The sequence below is a fragment of the Glutamicibacter protophormiae genome (genome assembly GCF_016894325.1).
Classification (GTDB): Bacteria; Actinomycetota; Actinomycetes; order Actinomycetales; family Micrococcaceae; genus Glutamicibacter; species Glutamicibacter protophormiae.
The window spans coordinates 975,027-991,278 of the sequence record NZ_CP069806.1 but is presented as its reverse complement, the minus strand read 5'-3'; the positions used below and the strand labels follow the sequence as shown (position 1 = coordinate 991,278).

The window sequence follows — 16,252 nt, the reverse complement described above, 5'->3', positions numbered from 1 at the left end:
ATGTCGCTCTCGATTAGTCCTCGTCGAAAACCAGTGTGCGCAGCACCCCGTCCAGCTGGGCGGCGTCTGTCAGGAATCCGTCGTGGCCGATCGGCGAATCGATGTAGTGCACCGGCTTGGGCGTGGCCAGGGAAGCAGCGAGCTTCACCGACTGCTCCGGGTAGTACAGGCGGTCGGACTTCACTGCCGCCACCAGCACGTTGACCTGTTCCAGCCGCGCCAGCGCGTGTTCGAAGGATTCATGCCCGCGGGCCACGTCGTGGCTCATCAAGGCCTCGGTGAGGACCAGGTAGCTGTTCGCGTCGAAGCGGTTGACCAGCTTGCTGGCCTGGTGGTCCAGGTAGCTCTCCACCTGGTAGCGTCCACGGCGCCCTTCGAAGGGAGCATCGGGGACCTCGCCGTCCTGCGCCTTGCGGCCGAAGCGGTGCTCCAGCTCCGCCTCGGACCGGTAGGTCAGGTGGGCCAGCCGGCGGGCCAGCCCCAGGCCTTCGTCCGGGCGCGTCTGGTTCTGGTAGTAGTCTCCCCCGGCAAAATGCGGATCAAGCCGGATGGATTGGGTCTGCACCTGCGCGAACGCTATCTGTTCGGCGCTAGCTTGGCCGGTGGAGGCCATGACCACCAGGTTTGCGACCTGGTCCGGGAATTCCACTGCGTACTCGAGCGCTCGGGCCCCGCCCATGGATCCGCCGAGCACGGTGTGCCAGCGTTCAACACCCAGCTGCCCGGCCAGGCGCTGCTCCAGGCGCACCGAATCCTTGATGGTGACGAACGGGAACCGCGAACCCCACGGCACACCCTGCTCATCCAGGGAGGAGGGACCGGTGGACCCATTGCAACCGCCGACCATGTTGATCGACACCACGTAGAAGCGGTTGGTGTCCACCGTCAGGCCGGGGCCTACGAAGTCCTCCCACCAGCCGTCGGTCTGCGAATCGCCACGGGAGACGTGGGCGTCCCCGGTCAGGGCGTGCATGACCAGCACGGCGTTGCTGCGCTGCGCGTTCAGCGTGCCCCAGGTTTCATAGGCCAGGGTCACCTGCGGCAGGTAGCCGCCGAATTCAAAGGAATACTCCCCCACCGAGGCACGGCGCAAAATGCCGTGCGTCCCGTCGGTGAGCTCTTCGGCGTCAAGGGCGTCTTCGGTAGTCACAATGGATGCCATGCCTAGCGTGTTTCCTGCAGTTCCTTGCCATCAAGGGCTGCAACGGCCTGGAAGCCCAGCTCAAGGTCGGCCAGGATGTCGTCGATGTGTTCCAGTCCGACGCTCAGCCGCACCAGGCCCGGGCGGACCCCGGCGGCCAGGCGCTCCGCGTCGGAGAGCTGCGCGTGGGTGGTGGAAGCTGGGTGGATGACCAGCGAGCGGACGTCGCCCAGGTTCGCCACGTGCGAGTGCAGCTGCAGGGCATCGACAAACGCCTTGCCGGCTTCCACTCCTCCGGGCAGGTCGAAGGCCAGCACGGAGCCGGCGCCCTTGGGGCTGTACTTGCGGCCGCGCTCGAACCACGGCGAGGATTCCAGGCCGGCATAGGCCACTGCCTCGACATCGGCGCGGGCTTCGAGCCAGTTGGCCACCTTGGCCGCGTTTTCCACGTGGCGTTCGATGCGCAGGGACAGGGTTTCCAGTCCCTGGGCAATCAGGAATGCGTTGAACGGGGCCGGAGCCGAACCCAGGTCGCGCAGCAGCTGCACGCGGGCCTTGAGGATGTAGGCCAAGTTGGCGCCGAGGATGCCGTTGACACCCAGGTCGCGGGCGTAGATCAGGCCGTTGTAGGACTCATCCGGGGTGTTGAAGCTCGGGAAGCGCTCCGGGTTCTTGGCGAAGTCGAAGTTGCCCGAATCCACGATCACCCCGGCGATGGCGTTGCCGTGGCCGCCGAGGAACTTGGTGGCCGAGTGGATCACGATGTCCGCGCCCCATTCGATGGGGCGGATCAGGTACGGGGTGGCCAGGGTGCTGTCCACCAGCAGCGGGACGCCGGCCTCGTGGGCGATCGCGGAGATGCCCTCGATGTCCAGCACGTCCTGGCGCGGGTTGGAAATGGTCTCGCCGAAGAACGCCTTGGTGTTCGGCTGGACGGCTTCGCGCCATTCCTGCAGGTTGTCCGGGTCGGAGACGAAGGTGACCTGCACTCCCAGCTTTTTCAGGGTGTGCTTGAGCAGGTTCTGGGTGCCGCCGTAAAGGCTGGGGCTGGCCACGATGTGGTCGCCGGCCTCGGCGATGTTCAGGATGGCGAAGGTGGTTGCGGCCTGCCCCGAGGACAGCAGCAGCGCGCCCACGCCGCCTTCGAGGTCGGCGATGCGGTTTTCCACGGCTTCTGTGGTCGGGTTGCCGATGCGGGTGTAGATCGGCTCCAGCTCCTGCAGCGCGAAGCGCGCGGCGGCGCTCTCCGCGGACGGGAAAACGAAGGACGTGGTTTGGTAGATCGGCAGGGTGCGTGCGCCGGTGACCGGGTCAGGGGTCTGGCCTGCGTGGATCTGACGGGTTTCAAACGACCAGTTGTTGCTCATGGCAGCCTCCAAAAGTTCCGTAACTATGGGGGTACACCACTGAACACACACCGCCGGGCAGTACCTCTAGGAGGTGTTGCCAGAGGGGTAACCCGCGCTTGTCCTCGACGCCGAATAGCTCAAGGGCCAGGTCTTCACCCGGGGCACCCCACCGCGGTTGGAGGGTTGCCGCCCAGTAAGCCGGGGCTTGTTACTGGGACTCATGACCTGCTTCCAGTGTGCCTGAGAATCGAATATTTTGACAACTCGCCGGCGCGGACGGAGTCTCAATCAGTCATATTCACGGCGATCCGCCCGGTTGCCGCACAGAATTCGAAGGACACGCGCGTCTTAGGATCGACTAAGTAGAGACTGGGATCACATTGTTGTCATGATTGGCACATGATGAGGCTAGATCACGTTACGTACGCATGCGGCCCAGACGGGCTGATGCCAACTGCTGAGAGAATTGCAGAGTCCCTGGGCCTGGAATTCGTCAAGGGAGGCGTGCATCCACGGTTTGGAACTCGCAATGTCATTTTCCCGCTGAAGCACAACCAGTACCTTGAGGTCGTCGAGGTACTGAATCATCCGGCCAGCCTCAAGGCTCCCTTCGGTCAGGCCGTTCGCGCCCGCTCCGAGCTGGGCGGCGGATGGATGGGTTGGTGCGTCTCATTGGACGACCTGAGCGGCGCAGAAGAACGCCTGGAACGCAAGGCCGTTCCCGGGAACCGCAAGTTCCCCGACGGCCGCGAACTGACCTGGCAGCAGATCGGCATCAAGGGGCTGATCGCGGACCCGCAGGTACCCTACCTGCTGCGCTGGGACGACGGCACCGAGGAACTGCATCCCTCGCGCGCGCTGGATCCGACCGGTGAGATCAGCGAGATCAGCATCGCCGGCTCCCGCGAGCGCGTGCTTGAATGGCTGGGACAGCCGGAGAACGTCAATCTCGGGCCGGTGACCACCAAGTACCAGGCACCCAACGGAACTCCTGGCATCCTGTCGGTGACGTTCAAGACCGGCAAGGGCACGGTGGTCCTCTAGGATTACCGGGCACCACACCAAAGGTAGGCGGGGACAACGGCGTCCCCACCTACCTTTGGTCCTTTAACCCGAAAGCCCGCGGCCGTCCTGGGAACCGGGCAGCGGCACCAGCTGGCAGTCTTCGATACCGGCAGCCGCCTGCCGCACCCAGGCGGCCTGGGCCCGCTCGTCCAGGTCCCGCAGCCCGGCGAGCTCATGGTTTTCCGCGTCATCCAGGTAGTCGCGATCGGCTTTGCCGGCCCACCATTGGTACAGCAGGTCGTACTGCGCCCACATCTGCTGCTGGGCTTCGGAATCGACCGCCGCGATGTCGGGCAAAACATGATCTTCCGCCAAACCGCCCAGGCATTCTTCGGTGGGGCTGACCGCCATTGCCATTACCAGCTCCCACATGACCGACTCGGGCGAATAACGGTCCTCGAAATCCAGGCGCAGTCCTCCAGTCGCCAGGGCGTGGGCCTTGCTGCTGGTAATGACCTCGGGCTGCCGGATCCCGCTGGCTTCTTCCATGCGGGCAATGCCCGAGACGATATTCGTGCCCCAGTCGCCCCAATGCGCGGCCTGGTCGGGCCAAAAACAGTATTGGTGCCCGTCGCCCGGCCGCTCGCACAGCAACTGCGAGGTACGGCTCAGCTCCTGCTCGGATCCCGCCTCCTGGGCGGCCAAGGCCCCGCCGCCCCACAGCACGGCCAGCGACGCCGCACCGGCCACCGCCAGGAGCCGGCGCAGCGTTTTGCCCACTGCCTGCACCCTGAGACAGATCGCGCAGAGACCGAGCGCCGCCCAGCCCAGGTAGCACAGGGCCACGGCCTGGATCACCCCGGGGTTCGGCCCGTAATCCAGGCTGCAGCATCCAGAAAGTCCGGCCATGTTGGAGAGCACCGGGCCCGGCGCCAGCAACGAAAAGAGCTGCAGCCCAGAGAACAGCACGATGCTCAAGGTGATGGCCGGCCCCGGCCTGAACAGCAATCCCAGCCCCAGGCCGCCCAGGCACAAACCCAGCATCATGAGCATCGAGAGCAGGAACAGGCCGGGATCGGGAAAGATTATCTCGCGCATCCGGTACATGGCCGTGGCGTAGCCCAGCAGGTAGGCGCTGGCGCCGACAACGAGCGGTGGCGCCAACAGCTTCAGGGCGGTCGCCGCGATGCGGTGCGCTCCGCGGACGCGGCGCAGGGCCTGCACGCCGAAGCGGCTTCCCACCCACGCAGCGTAGGTGCCCAACACCGCGCCGCAGAAGAGCACGCCGAAGGAGGAAACGACGCTCAGGCCTTCCCTGCTGGTATTTTCGATCTCCACCGGGACCAGCAGCGCCAAGAGCTCGGTCAGAATCAGCATCGCCATCAGTGCCAGGCAGGCGCGCGATTTGCTCCAGAGTTCGGCGAACGGCATGTCGTCCCTTCAAGTCCCTGCCGGATGCTCTTTCATCAGGAAGGGTTTCTTCACAGTGGCGGATATTTGTACCGGAGTTACTTTATCCGCTTTTTCTGAACGTGCGCTTCAAATGTCCCGCCGGTCAGGGAACCAGCCGCTTGCCCAGCACCGAGACCTCCTGGCGTTCGTAGCCGAGCTTCTCGTAGAACCGCGTCACCGCATCATTGCCGGTGCGAACCATCAGCTGCACCTTGACGGTGCCCCGGGTGCGCAGCCACTGCGCCGCCGCCTCCACGATGCGCTGCCCGCATCCCTGGCGCTGCGAGCCCGGGTCGACGGCGACATAGTACAGCCAGCCGCGATGCCCGTCATCGCCGGCCATGGCGGTGGCAATGAGCCGCTGTCCATGGACCAGGCCCAAGATCGTGGAATCCGTACCGGCGAGGGCCTTGCGGGCATCGGCCTGCGGGTCGTTCCAGGGACGGGTCAGCCCGGTGCGTTCCCATAGCTCGACGGCCTGGTCCACCCACGTCTCGGAGAGTTCGATGATTTCCATGTCAGAAGGCTACGTCCAGGCTAGGCGCCGATGCCAATTGCCGGGCCGAGCAGCAGGTAGCCGACGAAGCCGATGGCGTCGAGCAGGAAGTGGGCGACGACCAGGGGCATCACCCGGCCGTAACGGTGGTAGACCCAGCCGAACACCACACCCATGACAACATTGCCGATCATCGGGCCGACGCCCTGGTAGAGGTGGTAGCTGCCGCGGATCAGCGCCGAGGCGATGATCGTGGTCCACAGGCCCAGCTTGAGCTTGCTGGCGTAGGTGAACAGGAAGCCGAGCATGATGACCTCCTCCAGCACCGCATGCCGCGCGGCCGAGAGCATGAGCACCGGGATGCTCCACCAGTAGTCCCCGAGATTAGCGGTGGACAGCGCCGTAGTGATGCCCAGCGCCCTTCCCGCAGCGTAGACGCCGAGGGTTCCCAGCCCCATGGCCAGGAACAGGCCGGCGCCCAGCAGCGTATCCCGCCCGGGTTTGCGCAGGTCGAAGCCGATCATCGACACGGTGGTGCCGGTGCTGCGCTTCATGAGATAAAGCGCCAGCAGCACGGGAACCAGGGCGAAAACGATGTCCAGCAGCTGGTAGGCCAGGTCGAAGTACTCGCGGGTGCTCAGCGGGTTGTTCATCGAGGTCGTCTGCTCGGACAGCGGCGCCTTGGTGACCTTGTCGGCGAAGCTGATGATCGAGTACACCGCGCTCTGTCCCAGGCAGAGGGCCATCACCAGCGCGATCTCGATCTTCAGCGTGCGCCGGTACACGGTTTGGGTGCTGGTCTGTGCATTCACGTCTTTGATCATAGACCGCGCAAGCTGTGCGGACACCCAGCGATCGGCACGCCATGCGGTAGCCTGAAGAGGCTGTTTTCCCTGATCCGCGAAGCGAGTTGCCGTGTCCCGTCCCGCCACCGAAGCCGAGATCAACCTGGGCCGGGCCCTGTGCCCCGAGCTGCCCTGGGAGGGCGGGGTGGTCAATGAGGCCGGGCAGTTCCACACCGTGCTGCTGGCCAACGACCAAGCCGTCATCCGCATGGCTCGTACCGAAGCCTCCAGCGCCCAGATGCCGCGCAGCATCCGGCTGCACAACCTCGTGGCAGGGCAGCTGCCATACCGGGTGCCCACCGCCTGCAGCGCGATGCTCGAATTCGAAGGACGCAACGCGGTGGCCCTGCGCTTCATCCCCGGCACCGCCCACGCACCGCATCGCGGGGATCCTGCGGTGCTGCGCCGGATCGTGCAGGACCTCGCGGCCGTGGACCTCCAACCGCTGGCCGCGGACCTGGCCGAGCCGTTCGCGTTCCGCGGCCGATGGAACGACGGCTCGCGGAGCCGCTGCCTGGGCTACCTGTCCGGGCAGCTGCGCACCGCGGCCGAGTCCGTGTTTGCGCAGATCGCCCAGCTGGATCAGGTGCCGCCCTCGCTGGTGCACGGCGATCTGGCGGGCCAGAACATGCACTGGGCGGACGGGAAGCTGGTCGGGATCCTGGACTGGGATCTGGCCTGCGCCTGGGACCCTGCGTTGAACACCGCATACCTGGCGCTGTGGCACGGGCAGGACCTGGTCGAACAGATCGCCCCGGACGCCGAGCAGGCCCGCCGGGCCAGGATCTGGCTGGGCCTGATGGGCTTGGAACGGCTTTCGGATGCCCTCTCGCGCAGCGACAATCCCCGGCTGGACAAGCTCATGCGCAAGATCGGCCCGCGCATCCTGCGCGCGGCCGCCGCGGCCGGCGCCCGCAACCGGTAGCACTTCGGACGGCCGCCCGCCGTTTCCGGACAGGGGTCTGCCTAGCTGTACACCGGCATGCCGCCTGTAGCCAATGCCGCCCGCTGCGCATCGGTGACCTTGGTATCGGTGATGATCCCGGTGAGGTGTTCCCTGTCCAGAATGACAAACGAGCGCTGTCCGATCTTGGAGGAGTCCACCACCACGAAGCTGCGCTCTGACTGGCGGATCAGCTGCTCGTTGACCGCCGCTTCCATCTCGTCTCCTACCATCGGGCCGGTCTGCGCATCCAGTCCGTTGGCCCCGACAAAAGACAGATCCAGAGTGATCTTCGCCAGCGAAGCCTGTGCCATAGGCCCGACCAGCTCGTAGGAGCGGTCGTTGAGCACCCCGCCGGTGACCATGACCCGGATATGCGGGCGCACTGCCAACAGCGAGGCGATATTCACCGCGTTAGTGACCACGGTGAGGGTAACCCTGCCCGGTTCTCCGACCAATTCCTGGCGCAGCCCCAGTTCGGTGGCGATGGCCTTGGTGGTGGTGCCGCCGGACAGTCCGATGACCATGTCTTTTTCCACCAGCGCCGCGGCAGCCTTGGCCACCTGCACTTTTTCTTCGTCGTGTTCCTCGCGCTGGTAGCGCGAGGGCAGGTCGTAGGCCACGGAGTTGGAGACCGCCCCGCCGTGGGTGCGCGTCAGCAGCGAGGCCGCAGCCAGGGAATCCAGGTCCCGCCGGGCAGTCGCCGGGCTGGTGCTCAGCTGCTGCACAATCTCATCGACATCGATCTGGCCGCGGCTGGCCAGCAGGTCGAGGATATGGTTAAGTCGCTCCTCGCGTTTCATGGATCCTGCCTCCTTAATCGGTCAGCGCGTTCAGCATGTTGCGCAGCTGCTCCACATGTTGCTCCGAGACCCTGATGGTGCCGGCATGCTGTGTCTTGGCGGAGAAGTGCACAGCCGCGGCTCCGGCGCGGAGCGCTGGGCCGATGTCCCGGGCCTTCATGCCGCCTCCGGCCATGATCTGGATCCGGCCGCCGGCGGCCTGCACCATCCGCTCTATGACTTCCAGGCCTTCACCAGCGCAGTCTTGCCCTCCACTAGTCAACACTCGGTGGATGCCAAGGTCCAAAAGCTGTGTCACGGATGCCACCGGGTCCGTGCTGGCATCGATGGCCCGGTGCATGGTGATTTCCAGCTCCGGGTTCACCTCCAGTCCAGCCGCCGCCATCCGTGCGACCGCCTTGAGATCCACCGTCCCGCTGGCATCCACCGCGCCGAGCACCAGACCGTCCACGCCGGTGCGAGCCAGCCGCCTTGATTGGCGTTCCATGACCTGCAGATCCGCCTCGCCGTTGTGGAAGTCCCCGGGCCGGTTGCGCAGCAGTGCGTGCACGCCTAGCGCTGGTCGGTGCTCCAAGATATCTTCCAAGACTTCAGGCCCCGGGCTGATGCCGCCCAGTTCAAGTGCTTCGCAGGCCTCGATGCGGTCTGCGCCGGCGGCGAAAGCCCTCCGGGCGCAGGCTCCGCTGGTGGCGACGATTTCCAGAGCTGTATTTTGCGACATTAGTTGACCGTTCCGGCGGCCAGGCCGCCACTCAGGCGCTTATTCATTCAGCGCGAAAAGGATGATGAGCGGCACGATAGCCACGATGGAAACGTCGAAGACTTCTGGCCAGGCGGTCGCGTACTGGCCGATGAATTTGGCCAGTGCCACGCTCAGCGGTTTGGTTCTCGGCAGCGAATTCGTTCCAGCAGGTCCGCCCCCGGGGACCACGCAGGTTTTGTCGGTCGCCGGGGTCGGCCTCAGCGCCAGGATCACAGGGCGATGCGCGCCGAGCGCCCGGCGGCATCCCGAGCCAGGATCATCGCGCCCTGCAGGCCGGCGTCGGCACCCAGGTGCGCGGGGATCAGCCGCGGTTCGCGGTGGAAGGACAGCCTGCGGTGCAGGGATTCGCGCAGCTCGGCGAAGAACGACGGGCCGGCCTGGGCCAGTCCACCGCCCAGCACGATGCCCTCGGGAGCCACCGAGGAGCACAGCTGGGCCATGGTGAAGGTCAACGCCTCAATGGCATCGTGGATGATGCCCGCGGCGACCTGGTCTCCTGCTGCCCGGGCGGCGAACACTTCACGGGCTCCGCCGCGCTTGCCGGTGGCCGCCAGATAGCGTTTGGCGATGGCCCCGGCGGATCCCAGGGTTTCCAGGCAGCCGGTAGCGCCGCAGGCACACGGCAGCCCGCCGGGCACCTGGGCATGGCCCAGTTCCCCGGCGTATCCCCCGGCGCTGATCAGCCGCCCGTCGACCATCAGCGCAGTGGCAATCCCGGTGCCGATGACCATGACCACGGCATTGCGGCGCAGCGCCGCGTCCTTGGCGCCGCTGCCCAGTTCGAGCTCGGCGCGAGCGGCCATGGCGACGTCGTGCCCGAAGCCCACCGGGACGCCGAGTGTTTCGCGGGCCATGGCCTGTAGCGGCGCGTCGCGCCAGCCCAGGTTAGCGGAGAAGATGCCGATGCCGTTTTCAGGGTCGACCAGGCCGCAGACAGCCAGGCCGGCGGAGACCGGGGTGGTACCGGATTCGGCCGTCAGGCGGCGCGAGATTTCGCCGAGCTGGGTGACCCGCTCGGCGGCGGATTCCTCAGGTGCTGTTTTGCGGGTTGGTTCGCGCAGCACCTGGAGGATATCGCCATTGGTGTTGGCCAGCCCCGCCTTGATGTCAGTGCCTCCGACGTCGAAGAGCAGGAAATGTTCACTCATGGCCTTTAGCCTTCCAGGATGACCGAACGGGTCAGGTTGCGTGGGCTATCCGGATCGAGATTGCACGCGCGAGCCCGGTCCAGGGTCACCCGGTGGATAGATGCGAGGTCGGCCAGCGGGCGGCGGTCCTCGTTCGCGTAGATCGCGCCGGTGCGAGTCACGTCGGTGTCCAGGCCTTCGGGCTGGGTGCCAAGTATCCACGTTACTCGGTTCGGCGCTGCGTTGGAGATCGGGTCGTGGCGGTGGCCCATGGCCGGGTAGGCATCGGCTATGAAGCAGGAGGCACCGAATCCGACCACTGCGACCTTGGCGCCTTTGGCCGGAAGCAGGTCTTCGGGCTGCTGCTCGGCGATGGCGCGGCGCCACATCTCTGGCTGGGAAACCAGCTCCTGTTCCATGTGCGCACCCAGAAGGGACCGCTCGCTCATCGATATTCTCCCTCATCATTCACAGTGAAACCGTTTGACCACTCAGTGAAAAGTATCTGATGTTTTATGATTTCTTTTCGATCATAACAATCATAAGCAATCTACAAAGAATATGGGGATAGAAGTGCGTCTTGAGAATCCCCCGGGGCAAAGTCGTTGGGGAATCTTGGACAGCAGGTTCGGGCGCGCACAAAAAATGGCGTCTTCGTCGACCACAGGTCGGCAAAGACGCCATTGGAGAACCACCTCAGCGGCTGGCTGCCGCCGGTTGATTGCTAGTTCAGGACTGCGATAGCTGCATCGTAATCTGGTTCGGTGGTGATCTCCGGGACCACCTGGGTGTAGATGACCTTGCCCGACTCGTCCAGCACGACAACGGAGCGTGCCAGCAGGCCGGCCAGCGGGCCGTCGATCTGGGTGACGCCGTAATCGGAACCGAAGTCCGAGCGGAACACGGAGCCGGACACGACGTTCTCAATGCCCTCGGCGCCGCAGAAGCGGCCCATGGCGAATGGCAGGTCAGCGGAGACGCACACCACGGTGGTGTTCTCCAGGCCGGCGGCCAGTTCGTTGAAGCGGCGGACGCTGGCTGCGCACACACCGGTGTCAACGGACGGGAAGATGTTCAACACGACGCGGCGTCCGGCCAGCGATTCGCTGGTGACGTCGGCCAGGCCGGTGTCGGTCAGGGTGAAGGCAGGTGCCTGCGAGCCTACGGCTGGCAGGTCGCCAATGGTCTGGACAGGGGTACCTTTGAATGCAGTATTAGCCATACTCCTTGTTTACCACGAAGGTGCCCGGCCCCACTACCGGACTCGCTAAATTTGCCCCGCCGCAAGCTGCCCGGCCCGGAAGACCGGACCGGAGAGGTTCATGCCGGGGCGGTAGGCCAGATGCGCCACGGACGGGGCGTTCAGCAGCTGGATGTCCGCCCTCTTGCCCACTTCCAGGCTTCCCACACGATCCTGCACACCCAGCGCCAGCGCGCCGCCGTAGGTGGCGGCGACGATCGCTTCCTCGATGCTCAGGTGCATCTGCAGCACCGCGGTGCTCACGCAGAAGGCCATCGACGAGGTGTAGGAGGTGCCCGGGTTGCAGTTCGAGGCCAGGGCAATCTGCGCCCCGGCATCGATCAGCTCGCGGCCCGGGGCGAAGGGCATGCGGGTGGACAGGTCGCAGGCGGGCAGGCAGGTGGCCACGGTCCCCGCGGTGCCGGTACGGGCCCGGGCATCCCAGTCCGCCCAGGATCCGGCGAGCGCCGCGACATCCTCTGCGTCAAGGAAGTTCACGTGGTCCACGCTGGCCGCGCCGAATTCCACGGCCAGCTGGGTGCCGGGGCCCGGACCCAGCTGGTTGCCGTGCACGCGCAGCCCGAGCCCGGCGTCCTTCGCCGCGGCAAGCACTTGGCGCGACTGCGCCTCGTCGAAGGCGCCGCGCTCGCAGAACACGTCGGCGAACTGCACGAAGGGAAGCACGCGTTCGAGCATCTCGCCGCACACCAGGTCCGTGTACTCCTGGGCGTCCATGTCCGAAGGGACCAGGTGGGCTCCGAGGAACGTGACCTGGTCGACCACGGTGGAGGCGATGCGTGCGTGGCGGGCTTCTTCCTCCACATTCAGCCCGTAGCCGGTTTTGGTTTCCAGGTAGGTGGTGCCGCCGGCCAGCGCTTCCGCGGCCCGTCCCATCACGAGCCGGGTCAGGTCGTAGTCGGAGGCGGCCCGGGTGGCCTTGGTGGTTACCGCGATGCCGCCGGCGGCATAGTCCTGCCCCGCCATGCGGGCCACGAATTCGCGGCTGCGGTCCCCGGCGAAGACCAGGTGGCTGTGGGAGTCCACCCAGCCCGGCAGCGCGGCGCGCTGCCCGGCGTCGATCACGGAATCGGCTTCCGGGGCGTGCTCCGCTTCGCCGACCCATGCGATGTCCTCGCCGTCGATGAGGATGGCGGCGTTCTCGATCAGGGTGTGCGCCGCGTCCGAGAGGAAGGCCTCGGAGATGTTGGTGATCAGTGTGGTGCTCATGAAAACTCCGGGTACTCGGTGAAGAATGCTGCGTACAAATCCGCCGGGTCTCCCAGCGTGGTGTGCAGGCCATTGCTGGCTACCAGCTTGCCATTGACGTGGACCTGCGCGATATCTGCGGCGGTGGCGCTCAGCGGCAGCTGGGCGGTGCGCGACCCGGAGGTGCGCATGGTGTCGGTGCGCACCACGAGGTGGTCCTCGTTCTCCGCCAGGCCCAGCGAGCGCAGACCGCCCTCGCGGGCGGCGGCGGAGATTTCCGCCGGGGAGAAGCGCCCGCGTTGCCCGCTGCGCAGCCGCTCGCCGTGTTCAAGGGCGCGCTGCTCCAGATAGGGGTCCAGCACCGCGTGCTGGTCGCTGCCCAGCGAAATCACGGCACCGGCGTCCGCCAGTTCGCGGGCCGGGCCGATCCCGTCGCCCAGGTCCGCCTCGGTGGTGGGGCACATGACGATGCCCGCGCCAGCGGCGCCCAGCGCGGCGATGTCCGCATCGCTCAGGTGGGTGGCGTGCACTGCCGAGAGCCGCGGGGCCAGCAGGCCGTGGCGTTCAAGCAGCCCGGTCGGGCTCAGCCCGAAGGCCGCCTGGCAGGACGCGTTCTCGGCCGGCTGCTCGGACAGGTGCACATGCAGCGGCAAGGCAGGGTCCAGCCCGGCGGCGATGGCTTCCAGCTGGGCCGGGGGCACCGCGCGCACCGAGTGGATGGCGGCTCCCAGGCTCAGCAGCCCTTCCCCTGCGTCCAGCTCGGCCAGGGCCTCGCGCAGCCGCGCGTGGCGGGCCAGCCAGCCGGCGGCGTCCCCGTCGGTGAAGCGCCGCTGGGTTTCGTTCAGCTCGATGGCGTTGCCCAGGGCGTCCAGCCCGCCCTGCAGGTAGCAGGTGTCCAGCAGGACCAGGCGGATGCCCGCGGCCTTCGCCGCGCGGCCCAGCGCGAGCTCCATACCGTGCTCATCTGTCCCGGCGTAGGGCGCACCGGTCGTGTCGTGGTGCAGGTAGTGGAACTCCCCCACCGCGCTGTAGCCGTTGACGACCATTTCCGCGAAGACCGCGGTGGCCAGCTGCTCGTAGCAGGCCGGGGTGAGCCCGGCGGCGGCGGCGTACATCTGTTCGCGCCAGGTCCAGAAGTTCCCGGCTCCGCCGTTTTCCCCCTGGTGGGTGCGGCCGCGCAGGATCCGGTGGAAGGCGTGCGAGTGCGCGTTGACCGGCGCCGGAACGGTAGTGGTTTTTCCGCTCACAGCAGGTCCTCCAGGGCGTCGGCCAGGGCCAGCACGCCGGCCTCGGCATCGGCGTCTTCCACGTATTCTTCCGGCGAGTGGCTGATGCCCGAAGGGTTGCGCACGTACAGCATGCCGGTGGGCAGGTAGGCGGCCAGCACGCCGGCGTCGTGGCCGGCGCCGGTGGGCAACGCCGGGGCGTCGGGAACCAGTCGGTGCACGGAGCGTTCCAGCGAGGCGCTCAGCGCGGCGTCGAAGTGCACGGTGCCGGAGAGCGATTCCTCGGTCAGCACCACGGAGCAGCCCTCGAAGGCGGCGATCTTCTGCGCCTGGCCGTGGATCTTCTCCACCAGCAGGGCGGTGACCGCGTCGTCCGGGTGGCGCACGTCCAGCCAGATGTCCACGCGGGAGGCGATCACGTTGGTGCCGCCGGGCACCGGCTCCAGCCGGCCCACCGTGGCGCGGGCGTCGGGCTGCGCCGTGGCGATCTCGCGGACCTTCAGCACCAGCTGGGCGGCGGCCACCATCGGGTCGGCGCGGTCGATCATCAAGGTGGTGCCGGCGTGGTTGCCCTGGCCGCTGAAGCTCAGCCGCCAGCGGCCGTGGCCAAGGATGGAGCTGCCCACCGCGACGGCCGGCCCGCGGCCGGCGGCGTCGGTGTATTGTTCGGTGTTCAGCCCGCGGCCCTGCTCCACATGCAGCTCGATGAAGTCGCCGATCCGGGTTAGGGCCTTCTCGTCGCGGCCCATGCGCGCCGGGTCCAGCCCGTTGGCGGCGGCGATGTCAGCGAAGGTGTTGCCCTCCGCGTCGCGCAGGTTCAGCGCCTTCACCGGGTCGATGGCGCCGCTGAGCAGCCGGGAGCCCAGGCAGGCCACCCCGAAGCGCGAGCCTTCCTCCTCCGGGAAGACGGCCAGCGCCAGGGCACGGTTTCGCACCAGTTCGCCGGAGGCTTCCCGGTCGGCCAGCACGTCATATGCGGCCAGCGCGCTGGCCACGCCCAGCGGGCCGTCGAAGGCGCCGCCGCCGGGCACGGAGTCCAGGTGGGAGCCGGTGACCAGCGAACCCTTGCGCGAGGCGTCGTCCCCGGCGGACCCCGGAAGATCCCACCAGGCCCAGATGATGCCGTTGGCATCCGTGGACACCTCCAGCCCGCGCACGGAGGCTTCGGCAATGAACCACTCGCGCAGCGTGATCTCGGCGTCCGAGTAGACCGGGCGCGAGTAGCCGCCGCGCTTGGCGTCGCGGCCCTCGCCGCTGATCGCGGCTAGCAGGGAATTTACGCCGTGTGTAGGCATCGTCATGGTCCTATCTGCCCACCATCAGGTAGGCGATCGGGGTGGTGATCAGCAGGGTCAGGGCGACACGCTGCGCCCAGATGACCAGCAGATGCCATACCTTGATGGGAATGCGGGTTGCGAGGATGCAGGGCACCAGGGCGGAGAAGAAAATGATCGCCGACACGCAGACTACCGCAATGACCAGGCGCAGCGCGTCGGATTCGTGCCCGGCGACGATGGTCGCCGGAAGGAACATCTCCGCGATGCCCACCGAGGAGGCCTTGGCCGCCAGCAGCGGGTCGGGCAGGCCCAGCGCCCAGGTGATCGGCAGGAACAGGTAGCCCAGCCAGTCGAAGACCGGGGTGAAGCGGGCCAGCACCAGGCCGATCAGGCCCACGGAGAGGATGGAGGGAAGGATGGCCATGGCCATCAGCAACCCGTCCTTGAAATTCTCGCGGATGTTCGCGCCGAGCTTCGGTGCGTTGCCCAGCATCCCCATGGCTTCCTTCCACGCCGTGGCGAAGCGTCGGCTGGTGACCTTCGCCTCCGGCTGCGGGGTGGACAGGTGGAAGTACTCATCCGGGATGCGGCTGAGCGGCGGAATCCTCACGGCGATCGCGGTCACCAGGAAGGTGACGCCGAAAGCCAGAAAGAAGTACGGCAGCCACAGATGCATGATGTCCAGAGTCTTGGCCACAATCAGCATGAACGTGACGGAGACCGTGGAGAAGCCGGTGGCGATAATGGCCGCCTCCCGCCCGGTGTAGCGGCCTGCCTGGTACATGCGGTCGGTGATCAAAAGACCCAGCGAGTAGCTGCCCACGAAGGAGGCCACCGCATCGATGGCCGAGCGGCCTGGGGTGCGCCACACCGGGCGCATCACCGGCTGCACCAGCACGCCGACGAACTCCATCAGTCCGTAGCCGACCAAGAGGGCCAGGAAGACGGCGCCAATCGGAACGATCATCCCTACCGGCATCACCAACTTGTTGAACAGGAAAGGACCCATATCCGGGTCGAAGAGCCAGACCGGTCCCACGTTGAAGACCAGCGCAATACCCGTGGCCAGACCCAGCACGTTCAGGAACGCGAAGAGCGTCTTCAGCCTGGATTCCTTCCACCTGCCGGTGGCGAAGGGGTAGACGGTTCCCGCGAGGATGAGTCCCAGGATCAAGTACTTCACGCTGGGACCCAGCAGGCCGGTAATCCAGCCCACCAGGTGGTCCAGCGGAATGGTCTCCTTGCCCCCGATGCTGATCGGGATGAAGAACATGAAGATCCCGATCAGGGAGAAGACGAAGAACCGCCAGACCCCGCGCGGGCCGTCGTCCTCGCGTTCGCGTTCTACAAGCCGTCCAATGGCGCCGTCATTCGACATG

At 66.6% G+C, this 16,252-nt stretch carries 17 protein-coding genes and 1 riboswitch; of the genes, 2 read left to right on the top strand and 15 right to left on the bottom strand.

Annotated elements, in window-relative coordinates; genetic code table 11:
• Positions 1-13: 13 nt before the first annotated feature.
• The gene (metX, locus tag JQN66_RS04735) at positions 14-1,162 is read right to left on the bottom strand and encodes a homoserine O-acetyltransferase MetX (RefSeq protein ID WP_204676843.1); all 1,149 of its coding nucleotides are present in this window, start codon (positions 1,160-1,162) and stop codon (positions 14-16) included.
• A 2-nt stretch (positions 1,163-1,164) separates the two neighbouring features.
• Positions 1,165-2,508 carry a bifunctional o-acetylhomoserine/o-acetylserine sulfhydrylase gene (locus JQN66_RS04730; protein ID WP_204676842.1) on the bottom strand — a complete coding sequence of 448 codons (1,344 nt, stop codon included), beginning with the start codon at positions 2,506-2,508 and terminating at the stop codon, positions 1,165-1,167.
• A gap of 89 nt (positions 2,509-2,597) precedes the next feature.
• A riboswitch (SAM riboswitch) is annotated at positions 2,598-2,716 on the bottom strand.
• A gap of 173 nt (positions 2,717-2,889) precedes the next feature.
• Between JQN66_RS04730 and JQN66_RS04725 the strand changes: the two genes are divergently transcribed.
• On the top strand, positions 2,890-3,534 hold the full coding sequence (locus JQN66_RS04725; protein WP_188947599.1) for a VOC family protein: 645 nt from the start codon (positions 2,890-2,892) through the stop codon (positions 3,532-3,534).
• 63 nt (positions 3,535-3,597) lie between these two features.
• Here the strand turns inward: JQN66_RS04725 and JQN66_RS04720 are convergent, their stop codons facing one another.
• The 3 genes from JQN66_RS04720 to JQN66_RS04710 all read right to left on the bottom strand — a co-directional run bounded on the left by JQN66_RS04720 (position 3,598) and on the right by JQN66_RS04710 (position 6,267).
• On the bottom strand, positions 3,598-4,926 hold the full coding sequence (locus tag JQN66_RS04720; protein ID WP_204676841.1) for a hypothetical protein: 1,329 nt from the start codon (positions 4,924-4,926) through the stop codon (positions 3,598-3,600).
• Positions 4,927-5,050: 124 nt separating this feature from the next.
• Positions 5,051-5,464, bottom strand: a complete 414-nt coding sequence (locus JQN66_RS04715; protein WP_204676840.1) for a GNAT family acetyltransferase — start codon at positions 5,462-5,464, stop codon at positions 5,051-5,053.
• Positions 5,465-5,484: 20 nt separating this feature from the next.
• Positions 5,485-6,267, bottom strand: coding sequence for a CPBP family intramembrane glutamic endopeptidase (locus tag JQN66_RS04710; RefSeq protein WP_204676839.1), 783 nt, complete (start codon positions 6,265-6,267; stop codon positions 5,485-5,487).
• Between the two features lie 91 nt (positions 6,268-6,358).
• Between JQN66_RS04710 and JQN66_RS04705 the strand changes: the two genes are divergently transcribed.
• Positions 6,359-7,213 carry a phosphotransferase family protein gene (locus JQN66_RS04705; protein ID WP_204676838.1) on the top strand — a complete coding sequence of 285 codons (855 nt, stop codon included), beginning with the start codon at positions 6,359-6,361 and terminating at the stop codon, positions 7,211-7,213.
• Between the two features lie 41 nt (positions 7,214-7,254).
• Here JQN66_RS04705 and JQN66_RS04700 read toward each other — a convergent pair whose 3' ends face one another.
• From JQN66_RS04700 to JQN66_RS04655, 10 genes are all read right to left on the bottom strand, one after another.
• Positions 7,255-8,034: a DeoR/GlpR family DNA-binding transcription regulator gene (locus JQN66_RS04700; RefSeq protein ID WP_188947594.1), complete on the bottom strand. Its 780-nt coding sequence runs from the start codon at positions 8,032-8,034 to the stop codon at positions 7,255-7,257.
• Positions 8,035-8,047: 13 nt separating this feature from the next.
• Positions 8,048-8,755, bottom strand: coding sequence for a copper homeostasis protein CutC (locus JQN66_RS04695; protein WP_204676837.1), 708 nt, complete (start codon positions 8,753-8,755; stop codon positions 8,048-8,050).
• A 39-nt stretch (positions 8,756-8,794) separates the two neighbouring features.
• Entirely contained in the window at positions 8,795-9,010 is a 216-nt protein-coding gene (locus JQN66_RS04690; RefSeq protein WP_204676836.1) for a hypothetical protein, read from the bottom strand.
• Positions 9,007-9,945, bottom strand: coding sequence for an ROK family protein (locus JQN66_RS04685; protein ID WP_204676835.1), 939 nt, complete (start codon positions 9,943-9,945; stop codon positions 9,007-9,009). The genes JQN66_RS04690 and JQN66_RS04685 overlap by 4 nt, the downstream gene beginning before the upstream one ends.
• A 5-nt stretch (positions 9,946-9,950) precedes the next feature.
• Positions 9,951-10,373: a hypothetical protein gene (locus JQN66_RS04680; RefSeq protein ID WP_204676834.1), complete on the bottom strand. Its 423-nt coding sequence runs from the start codon at positions 10,371-10,373 to the stop codon at positions 9,951-9,953.
• 275 nt (positions 10,374-10,648) lie between these two features.
• Positions 10,649-11,146 carry a thiol peroxidase gene (gene tpx / locus JQN66_RS04675; protein WP_161447673.1) on the bottom strand — a complete coding sequence of 166 codons (498 nt, stop codon included), beginning with the start codon at positions 11,144-11,146 and terminating at the stop codon, positions 10,649-10,651.
• 45 nt (positions 11,147-11,191) lie between these two features.
• A complete protein-coding gene (gene hutI, locus JQN66_RS04670; RefSeq protein ID WP_204676833.1) occupies positions 11,192-12,391 on the bottom strand; it encodes an imidazolonepropionase in 1,200 nt (399 codons plus the stop codon).
• Entirely contained in the window at positions 12,388-13,617 is a 1,230-nt protein-coding gene (locus tag JQN66_RS04665) for a formimidoylglutamate deiminase (RefSeq protein WP_204676832.1), read from the bottom strand. Before JQN66_RS04665 ends, hutI begins: the two co-directional genes overlap by 4 nt.
• Positions 13,614-14,897 carry an allantoate amidohydrolase gene (locus JQN66_RS04660; RefSeq protein WP_420870948.1) on the bottom strand — a complete coding sequence of 428 codons (1,284 nt, stop codon included), beginning with the start codon at positions 14,895-14,897 and terminating at the stop codon, positions 13,614-13,616. The genes JQN66_RS04665 and JQN66_RS04660 overlap by 4 nt, the downstream gene beginning before the upstream one ends.
• 4 nt (positions 14,898-14,901) lie before the next feature.
• Entirely contained in the window at positions 14,902-16,251 is a 1,350-nt protein-coding gene (locus tag JQN66_RS04655) for a YjiH family protein (RefSeq protein WP_204676830.1), read from the bottom strand.
• Position 16,252: the final 1 nt, after the last annotated feature.